Origin of the sequence: Sphingomonas sp. PAMC 26617 (genome assembly GCF_000242835.1) — a bacterium.
Taxonomy (GTDB): domain Bacteria; phylum Pseudomonadota; class Alphaproteobacteria; order Sphingomonadales; family Sphingomonadaceae; genus Sphingomonas.
The window spans coordinates 1,438,089-1,462,786 of sequence record NZ_JH594425.1; the positions used below are offsets into that span (position 1 = coordinate 1,438,089).

General features: G+C 69.1%; 11 protein-coding genes and 1 tRNA gene. 6 read left to right on the forward strand and 6 right to left on the reverse strand.

What is annotated here, in order from left to right; translation table 11 throughout:
* The first annotated feature begins 51 nt into the window (after positions 1-51).
* Both RH91_RS06275 and era read left to right on the forward strand, forming a co-directional pair.
* Positions 52-2,184: a transglycosylase domain-containing protein gene (locus RH91_RS06275; protein ID WP_010161763.1), complete on the forward strand. Its 2,133-nt coding sequence runs from the start codon at positions 52-54 to the stop codon at positions 2,182-2,184.
* 218 nt (positions 2,185-2,402) lie between these two features.
* Positions 2,403-3,299 carry a GTPase Era gene (gene era / locus RH91_RS06280; RefSeq protein WP_010161764.1) on the forward strand — a complete coding sequence of 299 codons (897 nt, stop codon included), beginning with the start codon at positions 2,403-2,405 and terminating at the stop codon, positions 3,297-3,299.
* A 495-nt stretch (positions 3,300-3,794) separates the two neighbouring features.
* On the opposite strand, the gene RH91_RS06285 is transcribed toward era, so the two are convergent.
* Positions 3,795-4,493: an NAD-dependent deacylase gene (locus RH91_RS06285; protein WP_010161765.1), complete on the reverse strand. Its 699-nt coding sequence runs from the start codon at positions 4,491-4,493 to the stop codon at positions 3,795-3,797.
* A gap of 60 nt (positions 4,494-4,553) precedes the next feature.
* Between RH91_RS06285 and dapB the strand changes: the two genes are divergently transcribed.
* The 4 genes from dapB (at position 4,554) to RH91_RS06305 (ending at position 6,453) form a co-directional block, all read left to right on the forward strand.
* The gene (gene dapB / locus RH91_RS06290) at positions 4,554-5,282 is read left to right on the forward strand and encodes a 4-hydroxy-tetrahydrodipicolinate reductase (protein WP_010161766.1); all 729 of its coding nucleotides are present in this window, start codon (positions 4,554-4,556) and stop codon (positions 5,280-5,282) included.
* Positions 5,279-5,950, forward strand: a complete 672-nt coding sequence (nth, locus tag RH91_RS06295) for an endonuclease III (protein ID WP_010161768.1) — start codon at positions 5,279-5,281, stop codon at positions 5,948-5,950. Before dapB ends, nth begins: the two co-directional genes overlap by 4 nt.
* 5 nt (positions 5,951-5,955) lie before the next feature.
* A complete protein-coding gene (locus tag RH91_RS06300) occupies positions 5,956-6,321 on the forward strand; it encodes a hypothetical protein (protein WP_010161769.1) in 366 nt (121 codons plus the stop codon).
* A gap of 55 nt (positions 6,322-6,376) precedes the next feature.
* Positions 6,377-6,453: transfer RNA gene (locus RH91_RS06305), tRNA-Arg, on the forward strand.
* Between the two features lie 125 nt (positions 6,454-6,578).
* On the opposite strand, the gene RH91_RS06310 is transcribed toward RH91_RS06305, so the two are convergent.
* The 5 genes from RH91_RS06310 to RH91_RS22275 are packed head-to-tail and all read right to left on the reverse strand — an operon-like array spanning position 6,579 to position 23,748.
* Complete coding sequence (locus tag RH91_RS06310; protein ID WP_010161770.1) at positions 6,579-8,726, reverse strand: site-2 protease family protein; 2,148 nt, start codon at positions 8,724-8,726, stop codon at positions 6,579-6,581.
* A complete protein-coding gene (locus tag RH91_RS06315; protein WP_010161771.1) occupies positions 8,726-10,093 on the reverse strand; it encodes an efflux RND transporter periplasmic adaptor subunit in 1,368 nt (455 codons plus the stop codon). The genes RH91_RS06310 and RH91_RS06315 overlap by 1 nt, the downstream gene beginning before the upstream one ends.
* Positions 10,077-11,051 (reverse strand): efflux RND transporter periplasmic adaptor subunit, encoded by a 975-nt coding sequence (locus RH91_RS21225; RefSeq protein ID WP_157136864.1) that lies wholly within the window; start codon positions 11,049-11,051, stop codon positions 10,077-10,079. The genes RH91_RS06315 and RH91_RS21225 overlap by 17 nt, the downstream gene beginning before the upstream one ends.
* Positions 11,048-12,538, reverse strand: a complete 1,491-nt coding sequence (locus RH91_RS06325) for a TolC family protein (protein WP_010161773.1) — start codon at positions 12,536-12,538, stop codon at positions 11,048-11,050. The genes RH91_RS21225 and RH91_RS06325 overlap by 4 nt, the downstream gene beginning before the upstream one ends.
* Positions 12,535-23,748, reverse strand: a complete 11,214-nt coding sequence (locus RH91_RS22275; protein WP_051116670.1) for an Ig-like domain-containing protein — start codon at positions 23,746-23,748, stop codon at positions 12,535-12,537. Before RH91_RS22275 ends, RH91_RS06325 begins: the two co-directional genes overlap by 4 nt.
* Between the last annotated feature and the right edge of the window lie 950 nt (positions 23,749-24,698).

Below are 24,698 nucleotides of genomic sequence, written 5' to 3' on the forward strand. Positions count from 1 at the left end.
TCTGTCATACACAGATAATACACTCGTTCGTCCTGTCGGGATCTGCTGAGTATGCGCCCATATCCGTTCGATGCCGACCCGGCTTCCTCGCGCAATGGCCCGCTCGAGCTGAAGGACGGGGTTCCGCCGCCCGAACGCTATCTCCGCGAGACGCCGTTCGAACCCGAGGACGACCACTATCCCCGCCCGCCGCGCCGGCGGCGGCAGATCAACTGGATGCGCTGGATCATGCGCGGGCTTGGGCTGGCGATCGTGCTGTTCGTGCTCGCGGTCGCCTGGCTCGCGGTGACCGCCCCCTTGTCCAAGTCGCTCCAGCCGCCGACGCCGCCGAGCGTCACGCTGCTCGCGGACGATGGCACGCCGATCGCGCGGCGCGGGGCGATCGTCGGCGCGTCGGTCGATGCCGCCAAGCTGCCCAAGAACGTTACCAACGCGTTCCTCGCGATCGAGGATCGCCGCTTCCGCTCGCATTGGGGGATCGACCCGCAGGGGATCGCGCGCGCGTTCGTCCACAACCTGCGCTCGAGCGGGCGCGACCAGGGCGGCAGCACGATCACGCAGCAGCTCGCGAAGAACGCGTTCCTCGATTCGGACCGCACCGCCGCGCGGAAGATCCGCGAAGTGCTGATCGCCTTCTGGCTCGAGGCGTGGCTGACCAAGGACCAGATTCTGTCGCGCTACCTTTCGACGGTCTATTTCGGCGACAATACCTACGGCCTGCGCGCGGCCGCGAAACATTATTTCGGGCGGACCCCGGAGAATCTGTCGATCGCACAGGGGGCGATGCTTGCAGGGCTGGTCAAGGCGCCGTCCAAGCTCGCGCCGACGGTCAACCTGTCGGGCGCGCGCGCGCGCGGCGCGCTGGTGCTGGCGGCGATGGTCGATGCGGGGTTCCTCGACAAGACGACCGCCGCCTCGGTCCGTCCCGCGCGGCTCGCGAGCGACCGGGTCGCGCCGCTTCCGAACGGCACCTATTTCGCGGACTGGGTGCTCCCCGCCGCGCGCGACCAGGCGGGCGAACTCGCCGCCGAGAGCAAGGTCCGCACCACGCTCGACCGCCGGTTGCAGAAGGCCGCCGAACGCTCGGTCAAGCGCGCCGGGTTGCGGCAGGCGCAGGTCGCGCTCGTCGCGATGCGCCCGGACGGCCGCGTCGTCGCGATGGTCGGGGGCAAATCCTATGCCGCCAGCCCGTTCAACCGCGCGACGCAGGCGATGCGGCAGCCGGGATCGGCGTTCAAGCTGTTCGTCTATCTCGCGGCGATGCGCCACGGGATGACCCCGGATTCGATCATCGACGACAAGCCGATCACGATCGCCAACTGGAGCCCGAAGAATGCGGACGGGCGCTATCTCGGCCCGATCACGCTGCGACAGGCGTTCGCGCGCTCGTCCAACGTCGCGGCGGCGCGGATCACGCAGGAGGTCGGCGTCGCCGCCGTCATCAAGGCGGCGCGCGATCTCGGCGTGACGACGCCGATCCCCAACGAGGCGACGATCGCGCTCGGCACCGCGAGCATGTCGCTGCTCGAACTGACGCAGGCCTATGCCGCGATCGCCGCCGAGCAATATCCGGTGCGCGCGCGCGGGCTCGAGGATGCGCCGTCGCGCGGCATGTTCGCGACGCTGACCGATCGCCCGCATGCGCTGTCGGGGACGATCCGCGACGAGATGCTCGACCTGTTGTCCGCCTCCGCCGAGACGGGGACGGGGCGCGCGGCGGCCTTGTCGGTCAAGACCTATGGCAAGACCGGCACGACGCAGGACAGCCGCGACGCGCTGTTCGTCGGCTTCGCCAACGGGCTGGTGGTCGGCGTGTGGGTCGGCAATGACGACAATACGCCGAACGCCGGACTGTCGGGCGGCGGCGTGCCCGCGCGGGTGTGGAGCGACTTCATGCAGCAGGCGCTCGGCGTCGGGCGCGCGGTGGTGCCCGAGGCGGTGACCGAGGATGTCGACCCGGACGCCAACGGCTTTGGCGAGACGATCGAGAACTTCCTCGACCCGGGGAATATCCCGCCGGTCGAAGGCGAAATTCCCGGCGTCGGGCGCGTGCGATTGCGGGACGGGCGGCTCGATTTCGAACCGACCCGCGACGGGCGGCGCGAAGACGAGCGCGACCGCCGCCGCCGCGACGACCCCGAGGATCGCGCACCGCAGCGCGATGGCTATGAGGACGAGCAATAGCGGGTGGCTGGCGCGGGGGTGCGGTTTTGGGTACACGCACCTCAAAATCAGGAGCGCTTCCCCGGCGAAGGCCGGGGCCCAGTAGCGAAGGGGGTTGCAACAACGCGCTGCGCTCGCAACCATATCGCCCGCTACTGGGCCCCGGCCTTCGCCGGGGAAGCGCCTTTATGCGTGCATTCATTTTATCGGCGTGACGCCGCGTTGTTCCAAGGATTCCTATGACCGACCAGAAATGTGGCCTCGTCGCCGTCCTCGGCGCCCCCAATGCGGGCAAGTCGACGCTCGTCAACGCGCTCGTCGGGCAGAAGGTCGCGATCGTCAGCCCCAAGGCGCAGACCACCCGCGTCCGGCTGATGGGCGTCGCGATCGAGGGCGACACGCAACTGCTGCTGGTCGACACGCCCGGCATCTTCGAGCCCAAGCGCCGCTTCGACCGTGCGATGGTGCAGGCGGCGTGGGGCGGGGCGGAAGGCGCGGACGTGCTCGCGCTGGTGGTCGATGCCAAGGGCGGGCTGCCGACCAAGGTCACCGACATCGCGACCGCGATCAAGGACCGGCCCGAACCCAAATATCTGATCCTCAACAAGGTCGATCTGGCGGACAAGGCCAAGCTGCTGCTCCACGCCGAGCGGCTCAACGGCCTCGTCGCGTTCGACGAGACGTTCTTCGTCAGTGCCTCGACCGGGGACGGCCTGCCCGAGCTGAAGGCGCATCTGGCGGCGCGGATGCCCGCCGAGCCGTGGCATTTCCCCGAGGACCAGGTGTCCGACGCGACCGAGCGCAGCCTTGCGTCGGAAGTGACACGCGAGCAGATCTTTCTCCAGCTCCACGCCGAACTGCCCTACGCGTCGGCGGTCGAGACCGAGCAATATCTCGAGCGCGAGGACGGATCGGTCGAGATCCACCAGCAGATCCTGGTCGAACGCCCGACGCAGCGCGCGATCGTGCTCGGAAAGGGCGGCACGCGGATCAAGGAGATCGGCGCACGCGCGCGGACCGAGCTGAGCAGCATCATGGGGCGGCCGGTGCATCTGTACCTGCACGTCAAGGTCCGCCCGGGCTGGGACGACGAGCGCGACGTCTATCGCGACATGGGGCTCGACTGGGTGGAGTGAGGCGCGCTTTCGCCCCGGTATTGCTTCCCTCTTCTTACTTCCCCGGCGAAGGCCGGGGCCCAGAAGCGGAGCGGACGAAGGCCGGGCGGTGCGCTCCGTTACCCTGGACATCACAACTGGGCCCCGGCCTTCGCCGGGGAAGCATCAGGGGTTTGACGACTTTACCGGGAGAGGGGAAGTTCGCGATGCGCCGTCCTGTTCTAACCCAGCATCGCCTCCATCCGTTCCGGCATGAGCACCCCCCCTTTCACTTCCCCCCTTCACTTCCCCGGCGAAGGCCGGGGCCCAGGAGCGGAGCGGACGAAGGCCGGGCGATGCGCTCCGTTACCCTGGACATCACAACTGGGCCCCGGCCTTCGCCGGGGAAGCATCAGGGGTTTGATGCGTTGCCTTTAACCCGTTCGTTTCGAGCGAAGTCGAGAAACAGCTACGCGCGCTGTGCCAGGTTTCTCGACGCCGCTCGAAACGAACGGGAGAGGGAAATGTCGTCCTGTTTCAGCCCAGCATTGCCTCGACCCATTCCGGCACCAGCACCCCCGCCGCCCCGAGCCGCGTCTCGTGGAAATAGGCGCTCCCCGCCGACCGCTCGAGATTGAGCTCCAACGTCCGCGCGCCCGCATAGCGCGCACCCTGGACGAACCCGGCGGCGGGGTAGACCGCGCCCGACGTACCGATCGATACGAACAGGTCGGCATCCGCGAGCGCGCGTTCGATCCGCTCCATCTGGTACGGCATCTCGCCGAAGAACACGATGTCCGGGCGCAGTTCCGGCGCACCACAATGGCCGCACACCGACCCCGGCGGGAGCGCCCCGGTCCACTGCACGCGCGCCCCGCACGCCGCGCAGAGCGCCGACTGTAGCGCGCCGTGCATGTGGAGCAACCGCGTCGCCCCTGCGCGTTCGTGCAGGTCGTCGACGTTCTGCGTCACGATCAGCAATTGCCCGGGCCATTCGGCATCGAGCCGGGCGAGCGCCGCGTGCGCCGGGTTGGGGGCGACGCCCGCCAGCGCGGCGCGCCGCGCATCGTAGAAGCGATGCACCAGCACCGGATCGGCGGCGAGCGCCTCCGGCGTGCAGACGTCCTCGACCCGGTGGCCTTCCCACAGCCCGCCCGGCCCGCGGAAGGTGGCGATTCCGCTCTCGGCGGAAATGCCCGCGCCTGTCAGAACCACGATGTTTTCGGTCTCTCGCATGGTATCCTTGTACGCGAGGCTCTAGAGGCCCGGGAGAGGAATTTACGAAAGGCACGCGCGATGACCGCGATCGGGATTATCGGGAGCGCGGGGCGCATGGGGCAGGCGCTCGCGGCGGCGGTGCCCGACCTTGGCGCGACGCTCGTCGGAGGGATCGACGCGGGCGGCGATCCCGCCGCGCTGGCGCATGACGCCGACGTGCTGATCGACTTTTCCGCCCCCTCCGCGCTCGAGCGCAACCTCGCGGCGGCGCGGCTGACCGGCACGCCGATCCTGATCGGGACGACTGGGCTTACCCCGACGCATCACGCGCTGGTCGATTCGGCGGCGAGCGAGATCGCGGTGCTGCAGACCGGCAACGTCTCACTCGGCGTGACGCTGCTGGCGAAGCTGGTGCGCGAGGCCGCGGCGCGGCTCGGCCCCGAATGGGATATCGAGATCGCCGAAATGCACCACCGCCACAAGGTCGACGCGCCCTCGGGCACCGCGTTGCTGCTCGGCGAGGCGGCGGCGGCGGGGCGGGGCGCACCGCTTGCCGAGCTGCGCGTGGCGGACCGCGCGGGGCTGGTCGGCGCGCGCTCGGAAGGGACGATCGGCTTTGCGTCGCTGCGCGGCGGATCGGTCGCGGGTGACCATCTCGTCGTGTTCGCGGGCGAGGGCGAGCGGATCGAGCTCGGCCACCGCGCCGAGAATCGCGCGATCTTCGCGCGCGGCGCGATCACCGCGGCGCTGTGGCTCGCGGGGAAGCCCGCCGGGCGCTACGGGATGGAAGAGGTGCTGGGGGTTTGAAGAAGGCCGACGTCGTCGAATTCTATGCGCGGCTCGCCGCCGACAACCCGCACCCCGAGACCGAGCTCGCGGCGGGCAACCCGTTCCAGCTCGTCGTCGCGGTCGCCTTGTCGGCGCAGTCGACCGATGTCGGGGTCAACAAGGCGACGCGGCTGCTGTTCGAGGACGTCAAGACGCCCGAGCAGATGGTCGCGCTCGGCGTGGAGGCGCTCAAGACGCATATCAAGACGATCGGGCTGTTCAACACCAAGGCGAAGAACGTGATCGCCTTGTCGCAGAAGCTGATCGACGATCACGGCGGGGTGGTTCCCAACGACCGCGCCGCGCTCGAACAGCTCCCCGGGGTCGGGCGCAAGACCGCCAATGTCGTGCTCAACGTCGCGTTCGGTGCGGAGACGTTCGCGGTCGACACGCATATCTTCCGGGTCGGCAACCGCACCGGCCTCGCGCGCGGCAGGACCCCGCTCGCGGTCGAGCTCAAGCTCGACACGGCGACGCCGCAGCCGTTCCGGCTCCACGCGCACCATTGGCTGATCCTCCACGGCCGCTACGTCTGCAAGGCGCGCACCCCCGAATGCTGGCGATGCAGCGTTGCCGATCTCTGTGCGTTCAAGCCCAAGACGCCCGCGCCGAAGGTCCGCGCCGACCCGCGTCCAGCACAGGAGTGAGTTGCATGCGCCTGATCCTCGCCGCCGTCGCGCTGCTGTCCGCCACCACCGCCGCCGCCGCGCGCGAGCAGATCCCGGTCGCCACGCCCGACGGGGAATCGGTGTCGTGCGTACCGCTGATCCAGATCCGCGAGACCCGCGTGCGCGACGACCGGACGATCGATTTCATCATGAGCGGCCGCAAGGTCTATCGCAACACGCTGCCGTCCTCCTGTCCGAGCCTCGGGTTCGAGCAGCGCTTCAGCTATGCCACCAGCCTCAGCCAATTGTGTTCGACCGACATCATCACGGTGCTGTACCAGGCGCCGTACCTGACCCCGGGCGCGAGCTGCGGGCTCGGGCAGTTCCAGCCGGTGACGCTGGCACGCTGAATCGCGCGCGTTTGGGCTGGCGTCGGCGCGCGGGCTTTGCTAGGCGGGCAGTCAGGCACCCGTAGCTCAGCTGGATAGAGCGCTGCCCTCCGAAGGCAGAGGCCACTGGTTCGAATCCAGTCGGGTGCACCATCATTCACCACATCTGCACCGTGCGAGCGGGTTTTGCTTCCGTCGCAGCCTCGTGTCAGCAATCCAACCGAAGGGGCCCCCCTTCGATGCGGGAGCCGATCGCAAGCCAGCGACCTGCGCCAGGCTCAACTTATCGAAGCCTCGCGGTGCACCAGCCGCATCAGCCAGCGGAGCGCGCCGTCCAGCATGCTTCGGCGCTCGGCATCGATGATGAGTCGGCCGGGGATGGGCTGGATGAACGCTGCGGGCCGTTCGGGCGCGTCGATCGCCGCGAGGAAGCGCAGACGGTACAGCGCCTCGCGTGGCTTCAGATGGTTCTGGGGATCGCTGTTGACCGCGATCGGCCCGCCGTTGGTCGAGGCGAGCAGCGGCTGGTCGAGCGACTGCACCGCCGCCCGCCCGATCTCGAGCAGCCTTGCCGGCCGGGCGGGTCGCGCGACGTCGTCGGGCACGAACCGGGCGTGCGCGGACTCCGCGATGCGCGCGAGCCCCGTCTCGCCGACATAGGCCTGGATGTCGGCGCGGTCGGGGCTGACGATCCGCGCGACGATCTCGCCGCCGCCGATCCAGCGGCCCGCGTGGATTTCAGGACGCAGGTCGGTGACGATCCCGTCGATCGGCGCGCGCAGCACCAGCCGTTCCGCCAGGTCGCTGGCGCCCTTCAGCCGCGCGCGCTCGGCGGCGAGCTCGCGTTCGATCACCGCGCGGTTGGACAGGTCGATGCGATCCGCGCTCGATCGCGCGAGCTGCGTTTCGAGCCCGGCGATGCGCGCCGCGCTGCCCTGCTGGCTGGCGTGCAGGGCGGGGGCGCTCAGTTCGGCGATGATCTGCCCGCGGCGGACCGCCTGCCCGTCGGCGACGCGCACCGCGTCGATCCGCGCGGCATCCCCCGCGACGAGCGGTTCCGAATCGATCGGCGCGAGCAGTGCGGGCGCGCTGACGTGCCGGTCGAGCGGCAGGACCATCGCGACCAGCGCGAGCCCCGCCAGGCCCAGCGTCCAGCGGCCGCGCGGGCTGCGGGCGATGTCATGGCGCAAATGTGTCCAGGCGCGGAGTTCGGCAAGGATGGGGCGCACGATGAAGACTCCGATCTCGATCGCGAACAGCAGGATGCCCGCGAGCTTGAAGAACAGATGATAGACCAGCAGCGCGATCCCGAAGAACAGCACCAGCCGGTAGATCCAGGTGAGCCACGCATAGCCGACGAGGAACCGGCGCAGCCGCAGCGGCAGGTCCTCGGGCGGGGCATGGCCGAGCCCGAACAGCAGCTCGCGCAGTTGCCAGCGCCCCAGCGCGAAGGCGCGCGGCTGCAGATTGGGGACGCCGAGCAGGTCGGACAGGACGTAATAGCCGTCGAACCGGGTCAGCGGGCTGAGGTTGATGAACAGGCTGACCACCCAGCTCGACGTGGCGAGGACGAACATCGCGCTGCGCAGCGCGCCATCGGGCAGCCAGAGCCACACGAAGGTGCACAGCGCCGCGGTCATCAGCTCGGCGGCGACGCCCGCGCAGTCGATCGCGATGCGCTGGCGGCGCGCGCGCAGCCGCCAGGCGCTGCTCGTGTCGGTATAGAGCACCGGCATCATCACGAGGAAACTGACCCCCATCGACGCCACGCGACAGCCGAAGCGGGTCGCGGTCAGCGCGTGTCCCAGTTCGTGGATCACCTTCACCGCCGACAGGCCGAGTGCGTAGACGAGCACCCCCTGCCAGCTGAAGAAATAGAGGAAGGACGTCGCGAACGCATCCCACTGGCGCGCCACCATGATCAGGTCGAACAGCACTAGCGCGGCAAACACCCATAGCGTGCGGACCGACCAGAGCGGCCTGAACCAGCGCATCGCCGCCTCCAGCCGCGCGGCGGGGCGGACCAGCGGGATGCGGAAGAACAGGTAATTGTCGAGCATCCACTTCCACCACGCGCGGCGCTGCGCGACGCGGCGGGCGTTCATCGCCGCGACGACATCGCCGATCGGCGCGACGACGAGCTGATGCTCGAGCGAAAAGGCGACGACGCGCTGCACCGCGCGATTGGCCTCAGCGTCGTCCAGGCCCTCTGCCGCCAGCGCCGCGCCAAGCTCGGCGAACGCGCCGCGCGCCCAGCACGCGAAGATCGCATGTTCGATCCGCCCGAGCCGGTAGAAGGCATGGCGGAGCGGATCGAACAGCGTCCACCCCGGCGCACCCCCGATCAGCGGGGTGCCCGGCTCGATCCGCAATTCCTGCCGCAATGCCGGGAGTGCGAGCGGAGACGGCGTCGCGAGCGACGCCATCACAGCCCGATCGTCTGGCGCAGCGCGGCGATCGGCCGACGCAGCAGCGCATAGGACAGCGGGACCCAGCGTCCGTACAGTCTGGCGGTGCCGCGCGACCCGATGCGGGGCGGCGTGCCGTCCGGCCGGGCGATCACCGCAAAGGACAAAACCCCTTCCGGCGTCGGCCGCGCCTGATAGCTCGCCGAGACCACCCGGCCGCCCAGCGCCCACAGCGGCTCCGCATCGAGCCACACCTGCATCGGCGCGCCGGCGTTCAACCGGAGCTGTTCCTTGGCGGGGAGTTCGACGTGGAAGGCGACCTGGCGCGGATCGACGATCTGGACGATGGGGTCGCCGACGTTGACCGCACGCCCTTCCCAGTCGCGGCGGTCGCTGTAGAGCACCATTCCGGCGCGCGGCGCGAGCACCTGCGACTTGGCCATCACGTCGCGGGCATAAGCGAAATCGGATCGCGCGAGATCGGCCTCCGCCTGGAGCTGGGCGATGTCGTGCGCCTGCGCTGCGTCGGCAAAGGCCGCGCTGCTGGCGCGTTCCAGCTTGGCCCTGGCGACGGCCAGCCGTTCCTCCGCCTGCGCAAGTTCGTTGCGGACCTTCACGTCCTCGAACACCAGCACCGGCTGCCCCTGGCGGACCATCGTATTGGGCGCGACCGCGATCTCGCGGATCACGCCGGCGAACGGTGCCGAGACGACGTAGGGCCGCGCGGCGACCACCTCCATCGGCGCGAGCACGCTCATCCGCACCGGAAACAGCGCGATGGCCGCCGCCGCGGCGAGCAGCCATCCGCGCTGTCGCACCGATGGCAGCCACAGCTTGCGGACCGGGCGATGGGCGGTCAGCGCCAGCCACGCATGCGCGATCGTTTCCGCCGCGCGCGCGATCCGCGTCGCCTCGCGGGGATCGAACGGGGTTTCGCGAGTCAGCACCAGGCCGGCGAACGTCTTCCCCGTGCGGTCGTCGAGCGGCTGCCAGTGCCACGCGAGGAACGGATAGTCGGCAAGCACCGGATCGTCCGACAGCCGCGCCAGGTCGAACGCGGCAGGGGCGGGCTCGGTCGTGTCTGCCAGATGCGCGGCGAGATGGCGCTCGACCGCCTGGATCAGCGGCGCGTTGCGGTCGACCACCGCGATGCTCGAGGCGCAGACCACGTGCAGCGCGGTCCCGGCCATCGCCTCGCGCAGCACGAAGGCCTGATCGTAGGACACGATCCGGCGCAGGTCGTTGGCGACAAGGTAGCAGAGCTCGGCCACGCTGGGTTGCCGACGCACCTCCCCCTCGAACTGCATCAGCGCGGGCAGCGCGGCGCCGGCGATTCCGTCGACGCGCAGGGGAATCGGAATGGCCGCCTCAGCCGTGCTTGGCATGCGCTTGCTCCGCAGCTGCCGTACCGACGGGTGCCGAGACGGCGAGCGCGTGTCCGCCCTGTCCGGCGCGCGCGTCGTCGAAGATCGCCGAGCCGCTCATGCCGGCCAGGATCAGGCCGTCCTGCCTGGTGATCGCGCCGGTGACCTTGATCGTCTTGCTGACCGGGTCGACCGCCGCGCCGAGCCGCTGCACGCGACCCCGCACCGATTTGCCGGTCTCGTCGATGGTGAAGCTGAACTGCGCGCCCGGTCCGACCCAGGTCAGCCAGCGGCTCGGCACGATCATCTCGATCTCCCCGGCACCGCCGCTCTGGATCTTGAGCAGCGGCTGCCCGCTGGCGGCGATGTCGTTGCGCCGGGCCGTCTGCTCGACCACCTTGCCCGCGAACGGCGCGCGCACCGAACAATCGGACATCTGCGCCGCGACCGCCTTGGCCTCGGCATCCGCCTTGCCGAGATTGGCGCGGCTGACCGCCACCTCGTTCTTTCCGGTCGCCTCGTAGCTGTCGAGTTCGACCTGCGTTTCGTAGGTCTTGCGGTACGCCGCCGAGGCCGCCTCCGCGGCGCGCAGTTGCGCCGCGGAGGCGGTGCAGTCGAATCGCACCAGCTCCGCGCCGGCGGCGAAGGACTGGCCTTCGGCGAACGGCATCGCGACGATCCGCGCGGTCATGCGCGACGCCACGGTCGATGTGCTCGAAGCCTTGATGACGCCGCGGATCGCCGCTTCGACGGGCCGGGGTGCCGGGCGTGCGATGACGGCCGGCAACGGCGCTGCGTCCCGGGGCGGCGCGACCTGCTCGTCCGGGAACCGTTCGACGGTGCGATACGTGCCCGCCGTATAGCCGAGCAGCGCGGCACCGGCCGCGCCCACCGCCGCCAGCACCCAGATGCGCCGGGGCCGGGCCGCAGGGGCCGCGTCGTCGACCGGCGCGAATGCGATCACGCGATCGAACTTCATTTCAGCACCGCCGCGCGCGAGCGCGCGTCCCACCCGGTTGCCAGCGAAGCGGACAGCGCTTTCACGGTCTCCCGCCCGGTAAGATCCGCCCCGAAGCCGTCGATCCCCATCGAGCTGTACAGGTTGGCATAGGCATTTTGCGCGTCGGCGTAGGCGATGTCATATTGGACTTCGGCCACGAGCGTGTTCATCTCCTCGCGCAACTGGGTCTGCTGGCTCATCGCGCCGGCGCGATACCCGGCCTCGATCTGGCGCTTGATCTTCTCCTGCACCGCCAACTGGTGCGCGGCGGTCTCCAGCTCCTCGGCAAGATGCGCGTAGCGCGCGCGGGCGACGTGGACCTGCGTGATGACCGCCATGGTCAGCGCGAGCTCGCGCTGCTGCAGCACCGCGTCCTGCGCCCGCACCGCCTTCTTCTGGGCGGGATAGCGGAACACGTTGAGGACATTCCAGCTCGCGCGCGCACCCCATTGGACCCAGTTCTGATTGAACAGGAAACTGTTCGAATCCACGTTCGCGCCGACGAGGCCGCGGAAACTGGGCAGCGCGCGGAGCAGGGCGGCGTCCAGTTCCCTGGCATTGATCCGCTGGCGATAGCTGACCTCGCGCAGTTCGGACCGGTTGCGCAGCGCGGTGATCATCATCTCCTCGCCACTCTGGTGGACCGGCGGCAGCGCGCTGCCGCGGTCGGGCAGGACCAGGTTGAACGGCGTTCCAGGCTTCAGGTTCATCAGCGCCGCCAGTTGCGCCTTGGCGATGACCAGTTCGCGTTGCAGGCGGCGAACCTGCGCCTGAATGTCGATCAGTTCGCGCTGATAGGTGAGTGCGGTGAGCGGTGGCGACAGGCGGCGTTCGGCCAGGCGTTCGGAATGGTCGAGCGTGGTCGAGACCGAATCCTCGAGCGCCTGCAGCTTGGTCAGCAACCGTTCCGCGCTGACCGCGCGCCAGTAGGACGTGCGGACGTCCTCGATGATGCGGGTCGAGACCTTGCGGCGTTGCTCCTGCGCGATCAGCACCTCGTCGGCACGCTGCTTGGCACGGACATAGGACAGGCCGAAATCGAGCACGTCCCAGCTGAGCGTCAGGTCCCCGGTGAAGACGTTCTTTTCCGAGGAGGTCGAGGGTTCGAGCGACTGGCGACGGCTGAGCAGCGACAGCGAGCTTGCCCCGGAATAGTTGCTCCGCCCGGCATAGCCGCCGTTGGCGACGATCTGCGGCAGCATGTCGTAGCGCGCCAGGTCCATTTCGCGGACCTTCAGCGCTTCGTTCATCATCTCGACCTTGTAGTCGAGGTTGTATTTCAGCGCGCGCGCCATTGCCTCGTACAGGTCGATCGGCCCGGACACGGGTTCCTTGTCGGCGTCGACGCGCGCCAGGTTGCGGTCCGCGGTCTGGCCGAGGTGCGAGACGGAAAGCGGTTGGGGGGTTACCGCGCAGCCGGCGACGAGCACCAGCAGCGGCAATCCGGCGAGTTTCAAGACGGTCATTGCGTCATCCCTTGGGCGTGATCGGAAAAGGCGTCCGCCAGCGCGGCGGTTTCGCGGTGAAAGGCGGTGCGCGCGGCGTGCAGCGTTCGCGACAGCGGCGCGGCGGCACCGGCGCGCCGGTCGGCGATCGGTGAATCCAGCTGGATCTCGCCGGTCGCGCCCTGCACGACGACCGGAATGTCGAAGGCGCGACCGTCGGCGCGAACCGCGTGGACGACGAGGTGGAGTTCCTCGGCATCGACCGGGCGTTCGAGGATCGCCAGGCCCCGCTGGTCCATCGTCACCCAGTCGGGCAGCCGCGATCCGTCCCGCATCCGCAGCGAATAGTCGGTGATCCTCGGGGCATCGTCCGCCGCGACGTCCTTCATTTCCATGTACAGGATGCGATCGCGCACGATCGATTCGATCATGACCTGATCGTTGCCCGTGGCGAGCTGCCGGACCGAGAAGCCGTTCAGCGGCTTGAGCGTGAAGTCGCCCCAACGCGGATCGAACAGCCGGTCGACATCGTCCCGCAGGTTCCGGACGCGGTCGAGGTGGCGGATCGTGTCGTCGACGGCGGGCATGCCGTTGCGGCCCGGGCTCGCCTGGCCGCCCAGCCAGCTGATCCCGTTCACCGCCGTCAGCAGCGGACCATCGCCGCCGAGATCGGGGGTGCCGTGCAGGCTGCGGAAGCCGTTGACCGTATCGTCGATGATCAGCGGGACGGCGAGGAAGCTCCCCGCCGGATCGCGGACGTTCTCCCCGCGTGCGCCGTCGGGTACGCCCGGCCGTGGATACAGGCCGAGCAGCGCATTCACGTCGGCCGCCGCCTGCGCGACGCGCACCATTGCCACCGAAGCGGTGAAGCCGCCCCGCCCGTCGCTGACGACGTAGCGGATGCAGGCGGTGCCCTGGAAACCGATCGGCGCGACATAGGCGAGCGTGCCGTCTGGGTTGATCGTGACCGTGCCGACGTCGGCGGTGGCCGAAAAGACGCACACCGGGTCATTGTCGGCATCGCTGACGTTCGCCAGCACCGGGATACGGCAGCGGACGCCGCCGACCGCCTCGATCGCCTCGTTCCCGTCCACCGGCGGCGTGTTGATCCGCGTCACCACGACCGAGGCGGTCCCGGTCGCCGTGCCCCCCTTGCCGTCGAGGATCGTGTAGGCGATCGTGTCGGTGCCGACGAAGCCGGCATTGGGCGTGTACCGCACGGTCCCGTCGGACAGGATCGTCACCGTCCCGTTCGCGGCCGTCGCGCGGACCACCGACAGGCTGTCACCATCGACGTCACGATCATTGCCCAGCAGCGGGATGACGACGGGCACATCCGCGTTCGTCGCAGCACGGTCGGCCACCGCGATCGGCGGATGGTTGACCGGCAGCACCGTGATCGTTGCGGTCGCCGTCGCCGATCCGCCGTTGCCGTCGCTGATCGCATAGGTGACCGTCGCCACGCCCGTGAAGTGCGCCGCCGGCGTGAAGCCGATCGTGCCGTCGGGGTTGATCGTCGTGGCACCCTGCGCCGAATGCGCCGCGGTCACCGTCAGCGGATTTCCCTCGCGATCGCTGTCGTTCCGCAGCACCGCCAGCGTGACGGGCGTGTCCTCGTTCGTGGTCGCGGTGTCGTTCACGGCCACGGGCGGATCGTTGACCGGCACGACCGTGACCGCGACCGTCGCGGTCGAAACGCCGCCCTGTCCGTCGCTGATCGTATAGGTGATCGTGTCGGTGCCGGCGTAATCGGCGCGCGGCGTGTAGGTCAGCGTCCCGTCCGGGTTGATCATGACGGTGCCGGTGTCGGCAGTCGCGCTTGCGACGCCCAGGGGATCATGGTCCGGATCGCTGTCGTTGGCGAGGACCGCGATCGTGACCGGCACATCCTCGCTGGTCGCGGCACCATCGTTCACGGCGGTCGGTGCCGGGTTGGTCACCGTCCAGGTGAACGACGTCGATACGCTCCCGCCGGCCCCGTCGCTGGCGGTGACGGTGACGCGATAGACGCCCCCGTCGCCGCCCTGGCTTGCAGACGAATCCAACGTCCCGCTGATGACGCCGGTCGCCGGATCGATCGTCAGGCCGGGGGGCAGGTCGGTCGCGTCATACGTCAGCGAACCGCTGTCGATGTCGCCGAACGCGGAACCGGCGGGGAAGGACACGCTGTCCGAATCGACGCTGGACTGGTCCGGTAGGGCCGTGCTGACCGGGGCATCGTTGACCGGATCGATGGTAACCGCGACTGTCGCGGTCGAAACGCCGCCCTGCCCATCGCTGATCGTATAGGTGATCGTGTCGGTGCCGTTGTAATTGGCGGCGGGCGTATAGGAGAGCGTGCCGTCGGCGTTGACCGTGACGGTCCCGTGCGCTGCGGCCGCCGTGGTGACGTGCAGCGGGTCGCTGTCCGGGTCGCGGTCGTTTGCCAGCACCGCGATCGTGACGGGGGCGGCGGGATCCTCGTTCAGCATGGCCGCATCGTTCGCGGCGACCGGCGGCGGGTTGGCGATGCTCCAGACGAACGTCGACGTCGCGCTTCCGCCAGCGCCGTCGCTGGCGGTGACCGAGACGCGGTAGATCCCCCCGCCGACTTGGCTTGCGTCGGCGGACAGCGTGCCGCTGATCACCCCGGTCGCCGGATCGATCGTCAGCCGGTCGGGCAGGCCCGTCGCGGAGAAGGTCAGCGGATCGCGGTCGATGTCCGAGAAGCTGCCCGACGTCGCGACCGAAACCGGCGTACCGTCGAGATCCGACCGGTTGGACAGTGGCATGTCGACCATTGGCGCATCGTTGACCGGCGTGACGGTGACGGCGACGGTGGCCGTCGCCATTCCGCCCTGGCCATCGCTGATCGCGTAGGTGATCGTCGTCGCGCCGTTGAAATTGGCGGCGGGCACGAAGGTCAGCGTGCCGTCGGGGTTGATGGCGACGGTGCCGTCGGGGGAATAGGCGCTGGCGACCTGCAGCGGATCATTGTCCGGATCGGTGTCGTTGGTCAGCACCGCGATCGTCACCGGCGTGTCCTCCGGCGTCGACGCGCGATCGTCCACGGGGGTCGGTGCGGGGTTGGTCGCGGTCACGGTGAAGGTTGCCGTGGCGGTGCCGCCGGCCCCGTCGTTCGCGGTGACGGCCACGCCGTAGACGCCGCCGTTCTGTTGGCTGGCGGACCGGTCGAGCGTGCCGCTGATGAGTCCGGTCGCCGGGTCGATCACCAGCCCCGCCGGCAAGCCCGTTGCCCTGAAGCGCAGCGTGTCGCCGTCGAGATCGGAAAAGCGGCCCGCGGTCGGCAGGCTGACCGCCGCGCCGTCGACCCCCGCCACGTCGGGCAGCGGCGTGGCGACCACGGGTGCGTCGTTCACGGGCGTGACAGTCACCGCCACGGTCGCCGTCGCCATCCCGCCCTGGCCGTCGCTGATCGTATAGTCGATCGTTGTCGCGCCGTTGAAATTGGCGGCGGGAACGAAGGTCAGCGTGCCATCGGCGTTGATCGTCACCGCGCCGTCGGGGGAGCTGGCGGACGTGACCTGCAGCGGGTCGCCGTCCGGGTCGCTGTCATTGGCGAGCACGGGGATGGTGACCGGCGTGTCCTCCGCCGTCGTCGCGCTGTCGTTGGTCGCGCTCGGTCCGGGATTGGTCACGGTGACGGTGAAGCCGGTGGCGACCGTTCCGCCGTTGCCGTCGCTGGCGGTGACGGTGACCGCATAGACGCCGCCGCCGACCTGGCTTGCCGACCGGTCGATCGTCCCGCTGATGACGCCGGTCGCCGGGTCGATCACGAGCCCCGCCGGCAGGCCTGCCGCCGTGAAGGACAGCGTGTCGCCGTCGACATCGGAAAAGGCCCCCGCGACGGGTAGCGAGACGGTCGCGCCGTCGACTTGGGCCACGTTCGCCAGCGGGGTATCGACGACCGGCGCATCGTTGACCGGCGTGACGGTGATGGACAAGGTCGCATTCGCCATGCCGCCCTGGCCGTCGCTGATCGCATAGGCGACCGTCGCCACGCCGTTGAAATTCGCGGCGGGCGTGAAGGTGATCGTGCCGTCGGGGTTGATCGTCGCCACGCCATCGGGGGACGTCGCGCTGACCACGGTGAACGGATCGCGATCGGGGTCGCTGTCGTTGGCGAGCACCAACACGATGACCGGCGTGTCCTCGGCCGTGGTTGCGCTGTCGTTGGCCGCGGTGGGGGCGGGGTTGGTCACCCACCAGCTGAACGGCGTGCTGACCGTCCCGCCGTTGCCGTCGCTCGCGGTCACGACCACGCCGTAGCTGCCGCCGTTCCCCTGGCTCGCCGATCGATCGATGGTGCCGCTGATCACGCCGGTGGCGGGGTCGATCGACAGGCCGGCGGGCAGCCCGGTCGCGCTGAAGCGCAGGGCACCGCCGTCGATGTCGGCGAAGGTGTCCGCGACGGGCAGGCTGACCGTGCTGCCATCGGCACTCACCTGGGGCGTGATCGGCGTCGCGGTGGGGGCGTCGTTGACCGGGGTCACGGTCACCGTCACGGTCGAGGTCGAAAATCCGTCCTGCCCGTCGCCGATCGTATAGGTGATAGTGTCGGTGCCGGTGAAGTTGGCGTCCGGCGTGTAGCGGACCGTACCATCCGCGAGGATCACAACCGTCCCGTTCGTCGCCATCGCCGATGTCACCCACAGCGGATTGCCATCGGCATCGGTGTCGTTGGCGAGCACCGCCAGCACGACCGGCGTGTCCTCCGCGGTGGTGGCGCTCGACGGATTGGCGACCGGCGCATCGTTGACCGGGGTGACATCGACCATGACCGTCGCGCTCGACGTCCCGCCATAGCCGTCGCTGATCGCGTAGCGGATCGTGGTCGTGCCGTTGAAGTTCGCTGCCGGGGTGAAGGTGATCGTCCCGTCCGGGTTGATCGCGACGGTCCCGTCGGGCGACAGTGCTTCGGTCACGGTCAGACCGTTGCCGTCCACGTCGCTGTCGTTGGACAGGACCGCGATCGTGACGGGGGTGTCCTCGCTGGTCGTCGCATGGTCGTCTGCCGCGACCGGCGCCTGGTTGGACGACGAGACGCCGACCGTGACCGCGGCGGTCGCGCTGCCGCCATTGCCGTCGCTGATCGCATAGGTGATCGTGTCGGTGCCGTTATAGGCCCGTGCGGGCGTATAGGTCAGCACGCCGTCCGCCCCGATCGAGACCGTGCCGTGCAGCGCGGTCGCGCGGGTCACCGTCAAGGGATCGCCCTCGGGATCGTGGTCGTTGGCCAGCACGGTGATTGCCACCGGCATGGCGTCCGCGGCGAAGGCGCTGTCGTTGGCGGCCACGGGGGCCGGGTTGGTGATCGACCAGGGGAAGATGCGGCTGACCGCTTGCCCGCTCGGGTCGGTTGCCGTCACCGTGACCGTATACACCCCGCCGGTGCCGCCCTGGCTCGCGTCGGCGGCGAGCGTGCCCGACAGGATGCCCGTCGCCGGATCGATCCCGATGCCCGGCGGTAGCCCGGCTGCGGCGAAGACGAGCGTGTCGCCGTCGCGATCGGAGAAGAACGTCCCGACATTGACCGACGCGCTCTCGCCGTCCTGGTTGGCGAGCGCCGGGATCGCGACCGCATCGGGCGCGTCGTTGACCGGCGTCACCGTGATCGTCGCGGTCGCGGTCGAAACGCCGCCCTTGCCGTCGGATATCGTATAGCTGACCACCGCGATCCCGTTGAAGTCGGCGGCGGGCGTGAACGTCACCGTGCCGTCGGCATTGACGACGACGCTACCGTGCGTCGCGCTCGCGGACGTGATCTGGAGCGGATCATGGTTCGGATCGCTGTCGTTGGTCAGCACCGCGATCGTCACGGGGACGTCCTCGGGGGTGGCGGCCATGTCGTTGACCGCGGATGGCGGATTGTTCTGCACCGAATAGAGGAACGTGGTGGTGACTGCCGCGCCCGACGGATCGGTCGCGGTGACGGTGACGACATACGGCCCGTTCACCGACGTGCTGGGATCGAGCACGCCGCTGATGACGCCCGTCATCGGGTCGAGCGTCAGGTTCGGCGGCAGGTTGGTCGCGGTGAAGGTCAGCGGGTCACCGTCGGGATCGCTGAACGACGACGCGATCGAAAAGGATACGGCGGTCCCGTCGTCGCCATTCTGCGCCGGAATGCCGCTGGTCACCGGGGGATCGTTGACGGGTTTCACGGTCACCGTGACGGTCGCGGTGGCAACGCCGCCGTCGCCATCGGTGATGCGATAGACGATCGTGTCGGGGCCGTTGAAATTCGGGTTGGGCGTATAGACGAGCGACCCGTCGACCGAGATCGTCACGCTGCCGTTGCCCGCGCTTGCCGCCGTCACCGTCAGCGGATCACGATCCGGATCGCCGTCATTGGCAAGCACCGGGATGCGGACCGAGCCATCCTCGTCCACCGTCACGCTGTCGTTGGCTGCGACCGGCGCGGGGTTGGTGACCGACCAGACGAAGGTCTGCGATACGCTGCCGCCCTTGCCGTCGCTCGCGGTGACGGTGACCGTGTAGACGCCGGCGTTCGCCTGGCTGGCGCTATGATCGATCGTGCCGGAGATCACGCCGGTCGCCGCGTCGATCGTGAGGCCGGCGGGCAAGCCCTGCGCGGTGAAGGCGAGCGTGTCGCCTTCGGGATCGGCAAACGCGCCGCCGACGGGCAGGTGGACGACCTGGCTGTCGGGACTGGCCTGGTCGCCGATGCTGCCCGACACCAGCGGCGGATCGTTCACCGCGTCCACCGTGACGGAGACGGTCGCGGTCGACGTGCCGCCCTGACCGTCGCTGATCGTATAGGTGATCGTGTCGGTGCCGTTGAAATTGGCGTTGGGTACGTAGCGCAGGGTGCCGTCGGGGGTGATCGTGACGGTGCCATTGCCGGCGGCGGCGGTGACGACCGTCAGCGGGTCGCGATCCGGATCGGTGTCGTTCGCCAGCACGTCGATGGTGACGGGCGTGTCTTCTATCGTGTTCACCGAATCGTTCGCTGCCGCCGGCGGCGGGTTGGCGACGGTGAAGCTGATCGTCTGCGTGACGGTCCCGCCCTTGCCGTCCGACGCGGTGATCGTGGCGCTATACATGCCGCCGTTGGTCTGGCTGGCGCTGTTGGAGATCGTGCCCGAGATCACCCCCGTGACGGGATCGATGCCGAGCCCCGGCGGGAGCCCGATGGCGGCGAAGCGCAACGCATCGCCCTCGACGTCGGAAAAGTTGCCCGCGACCGGCACCGCGATCGCGGCACCGTCCGTCACGCTGCGCGGCGCGATCGGCGTGGCGACGGGGGCGTCGTTGACCGGGGTGACGGTCACGGTCAGCGTCGCGGTCGCGGTGCCGCCCTGGCCGTCGCTGACCCGGTAGGTGATCGTCGCGGTGCCGTTGAAATTGGCGGGCGGCGTATACTGGATCTGGTTGCCCGAGAGGACCGCCGAGCCGACCGTCGCCATCGCCGAGACGACGGTGAGCGGGTCGCCGTCGGGATCGCTGTCGTTCGCCAGTACGTTGACCGTGACGGTCGTGTCCTCGTCGATCGTCACCGCATCGTTCTGCGTGATCGGTGCCGGATTGCTGACCGCCCAGACGAACGTCTGGCTCGCGCGCAGGCCGCCCGCGTCTGTCGCGGTCACCGTGACCGCATAGACGCCGCCGCTACCTCCCTGGCTCGCCGACCGGTCGATCGTTCCGCTAATCACGCCGGTCGCGGCGTTGATCGTCAGACCCGCGGGCAACCCGGTCGCCGAATAGCGCAACGTCGTGTCGTCGACGTCGCTGAACGCGCCCGCGGTCGGCACGGTGATCCCGCCTTGCGCATCGACGCCGGCCTGCGGCGGCAGCGTGCCGACCGCGACGGGTGCATCGTTCACCGCGGCCACCGCGACCGCGACGCTCGCGCTCGCGGTGCCGCCCTGGCCGTCGCTGATCGTGTAGGTGATCGTGTCCTGGCCGTTGAAATTGGCGTTCGGAACGTAGCGCAGCGTCCCGTCGGGGTTGATCGTGACCGTGCCGTTCGCCGCGCTCGCCGAGACGACGCTCAACGGGTCGCGATCGGGGTCGCTGTCGTTGGCGAGGACATTGATCGTGACCGGCGTGTCCTCGCTGGTCGCGGCGCTGTCGTTGGCGGCGGTGGGGGCGGGGTTGGTGACCGACCAGGCGAAGGTCTGCGTCGCTGCCAGCCCGCCGGCATCGGTCGCGGTGACCGTGACCGCGTAGACGCCCCCGCTGCCGCCCTGGCTCGCCGAGCGGTCGATCGTTCCCGAAATGACGCCGGTGGCGGGGTCGATCGCGAGACCCGCGGGCAGCCCGGACGCGGTGTAGCGCAGCGTCGCATCGTCGACGTCGCTGAACCCGCCGGCGGTGGCGACGCTGATCCCGGCCTGCGCATCGACGGTGCCTTGCGCGGGCAGGGTGCCGACGCGGACAGGCGCGTCGTTGACCGCGACCACCGTGACCGGGATCGTCGCGGTGGCGGTGCCGCCCTGGCTGTCGCTGATGGTGTAGCTGATCGTGTCCGAGCCGTTGAAATTGGCGTTGGGCGTATAGGTGATCGTGCCGTTGGCGTTGACCACGACGCTGCCCCGGCCCGCCGATGCCGACACGATGCTGATCGGATCGCCATCCGGGTCGCTGTCGTTGGCGAGCACGTTGACGGTCGTGCCGGGGATGTCCTCGTTCACGGTCAGCGCGGGGTCGTTGACCGCGACCGGGGGCGGGTTGGTGATCGTCCAGGCGAAGGTCTGGGTGGTCGACAGCGCCCCGTCGGACGCCGTGACGACGACGGTGTAGACGCCGCCCGCGACCTGGCTGGCGGATCGGTCGATCGTGCCGGTGATCACACCGGTGCTCGCGTTGATCGACAGCCCGTTCGGCAGGCCGGTCGCGCTATAGGTGAGCGCGGTGCCGTCGACATCGGCAAAGGCGGCGGCGGTGGCCACGCTGATGCCGCTCGCCGCATCGACATTCGCGCGCGGCGCGAGCGATCCGACCCGGGTCGGCGCGTCGTTGACCGGCGTGATCGTGATCGGCACGATCGCGCTAGACGTTCCGCCGCGGCCATCGCTGATCGTGTAGCTGATCGTGTCGGTGCCGTTGTAATTGGCGTTGGGCATGTAGTTGAGCGTGCCGTCTGCGTTGATCGTGACGGTGCCGTTGGGCGCGCTGGCGGCGGTGACTACGACGTTGCTGGTCGTCGTTCCGGGAACCGGCTTGTCGTCGAGATCGGTGTCGTTGGTCAGCACCGCGATGTTGGCGATCGGCGTGTCCTCGGCGGTCGTCAGCGGGCCGTCGTTGACCGCGACGGGCAGGTCGTTGACCTCGATCACCTTGATCGTCGCCACCGCGACGTTGGACGAGAAAGTGGCATTCGCGAAACTGACGTTGATCGTGCGGTCCACCGTGGCGGGCCGCTCGCCCGTGTTGCGGAAGGTCACCGTGCCGAGCGCCGCCTGATAGGTCGCCGCGCTCGCCGCGCCGGTGAAGGTGAGGGTGCTGCCGGTGATCGCGTAGGAAATCCCGCCGGTGACGGTGCCCGACGTCGCGGTCGACCCGTTGACGAGCAGCTGGTCCCCGCTTTGCGCATTCGACAGCCCCACCGTCAGCGACGTGACCGAACCGATCGGGTTCAGGATCGTGGCGTCGGTATTGGCGATGCGGATCCCGCTGCCGTTCTCGATGAACGTGCCGAGATAGCTCGATCCGGTCGCGGTGCTGTCGCTCGAATCGAGATCGAGCCGGGGGATCGAGGTCGTGACCCCGCCCGCGCCGAACGCGAACTCGTTGTTGCCGTCATGGTTGAACCCGGCTTGCGCGGACGCCGCGCGATCGAGCTGATAGGTGATCGTCCAGGTGCTGGTATTGGTCCAGTTGAACTTCGCGGCCGAGATCGGCAGCGGCGGGAGCGACAGCTCGTTCTGCGTCCCGAACGCGGCAACCTGGCCTGGCGTCATCGTGGTGAAGCGCACGTCGCTGATCGCCGCCGACTGGAACGACGTCAGCGTGTCGGTCGAGACGATCACGCCTTCGCGGGTGAACGCGTTGGGGTTCAGACCCGTGCCGTCGATGTCGGCGATCGTGAAGCTGACGTCCGCCGCGACCGGGGTGTTCGTGCCGCCCAGCACCAGTTCCCAGCGGACCTGCGCCGACGCCACGCCCGAGGTCGGCCCGCCCGCCGTGGCGAGCAGGAAGCCGGGGTCGTTCGTCGTGGCGACGGGCCGGTCGAAGTTGATGACGTCGGTCCCGAGCGTGGTCCCCACCACCACCGCGCGCAGGTCGAGCGCTTGTCCGTTAAGCGTCGCGGCGTTGGTCCACACCGCATAGCCCGCGCTGATGCCGGTCGACCGCGATGCGCCGATGATGACCGAAAACCCGGCGCCGGTGGCGCTGTTCGCCACCTCGGTCCCGGCGGCGTTGTAGACTTTGAGCACGGTGGTGGCCGAATTGACCGCAATCTGCGCGGTGGCGAGCAGCCCGTGCCAGTCCAGCGCGGTGAGCGCGGTATGCTCGACCGTGCCGAGCCTGTTTTCGAGCACCCAGTTGCCGCCGCGCATCGCTGATCCGGTATCGTCGATCGACGCCGCGACATCCGCGCCGGTGGTCGTCGCGATGGCGTCGACCAGGGCCTGGCCCGACGGGCCCGCCGCCACGTCGCACCCGTAGATCAAAATGTCGGCATCGGCCGAAAGATGCGTGCCGATCGCGGCGAACCGATCGGCCAGCGCCCCCGTTGCCGTCGCGGCATCGACCCGGGTGGCACCGAGAAAGAAGGCACCCGCGACGCCGTGGCTGACGATGTGGATCGCGCCGACGTTGGTATGGCCCGACACCGCATCGCTGATCTGGGCAAGGCCGTCGCCGCCCGCGTCGAGCACGATCACGGTCCCCTGCGCGCGCCATTCCTCGACGAGTTGCTCATAGTCGCTGAGCGAGGAATCGATGAAGATGAAGCTCTGTCCGGCGGCATCCCGGCTGGTCGCGTCCGGGGATGCCGCGGCGACGGCGTCGGTCGCGACCGCGCTCTGCAACCAGGCGCGCTGTTCGGTGGGTTGGAGGTTGGGAACGCCCGCCGTGTCGCCGGAGCCGGCAGGGCGCGCGGGGTCGGCGGTGGACCGTGCCGACTGCGCGGCGGCGGTGTCCGCAGTGGCGAGCTTGGCAAGCAGATCGCCGCCGTCCAGCAGGGGGCTATCCGACGATACGGCATCATGCGCGGTGACGATCGCCGCGCCATCGAACATCATCCGCGGCTCGAGCGGCATGAGGCACGCCATGCTGCTGGCGCGCCCCAGGGAAAACCGTGTCTTGCCTGCCGTCTTCGAGACCATTGCGACTACACCCAAAATCCGCCGGGACCCCGCGGCAACGCCGCCGGGCACCACCGTCCCCGGACGGTATCGAACCCGTCGAAAGCCCCGTCGAAACCCGTAAGTCCCCCTTCGCCACTGTAGATGCGCGCAAGACGGTCCGGTCATGCTCGGTGCTTTTCGTCACCTAGGGATGCTGCGCAGTTGCCTGTTCGGCGCGTCTCACGCTCTGCCCAGCTTCGGCTTCAGGTCGCTTCGTGCGCGCGAGCATTGGTGAGCATTCGGGAGATCTTCCGCCGCAGCGGGGCCGCTGTCCTTCAGCATTACGGTCGGCCAGGCCGTGACGGTCGGCTCCCTTGTTCTACTGGCCGATGACCGAGGGGTGCCGCTGATCGATCAACCCACCGCCGCCCGCGACGCGCGTGGATATGCACGCACCTTTGCGGCAGGGAATGAGATGTTCGGCGTCGTGTCAGCCGACTAGCGGCTAACAGCGTTTGTTCTCGTCAGTCGTACAGGCGCGACGGAGGCCAAGAGCACGCGCAAAAACAGCAGCGCGGTCGGCGACGCGAAACGGCGTGGCGCCCGAATTCGTCAATGCGGGCCTGGCGCGGGACCGACCGAGCCAGTCCCCGTTGACTTGATGTTCTACTTACCTGATTTGGCACGGTAATAAATGAGGCGACGTAAGCGCCGAATTGACCCCCACCCGCATACCACCTTCTATTTCGCAGACTTCCCCTGAGATGCCGCAGGGTCGGCGACCGTCAGCGCGCCGCCATTGCCGAACGTTGAATTTGAAATTCGCCCCTTTGAAACAAGGAAACAAATTTCGTGTCGAGCGACAAGATCGAAGTACGTCCCCTCCCCGCTTCGTCTGCGACGGGCTCGCACAAGAAAATCCT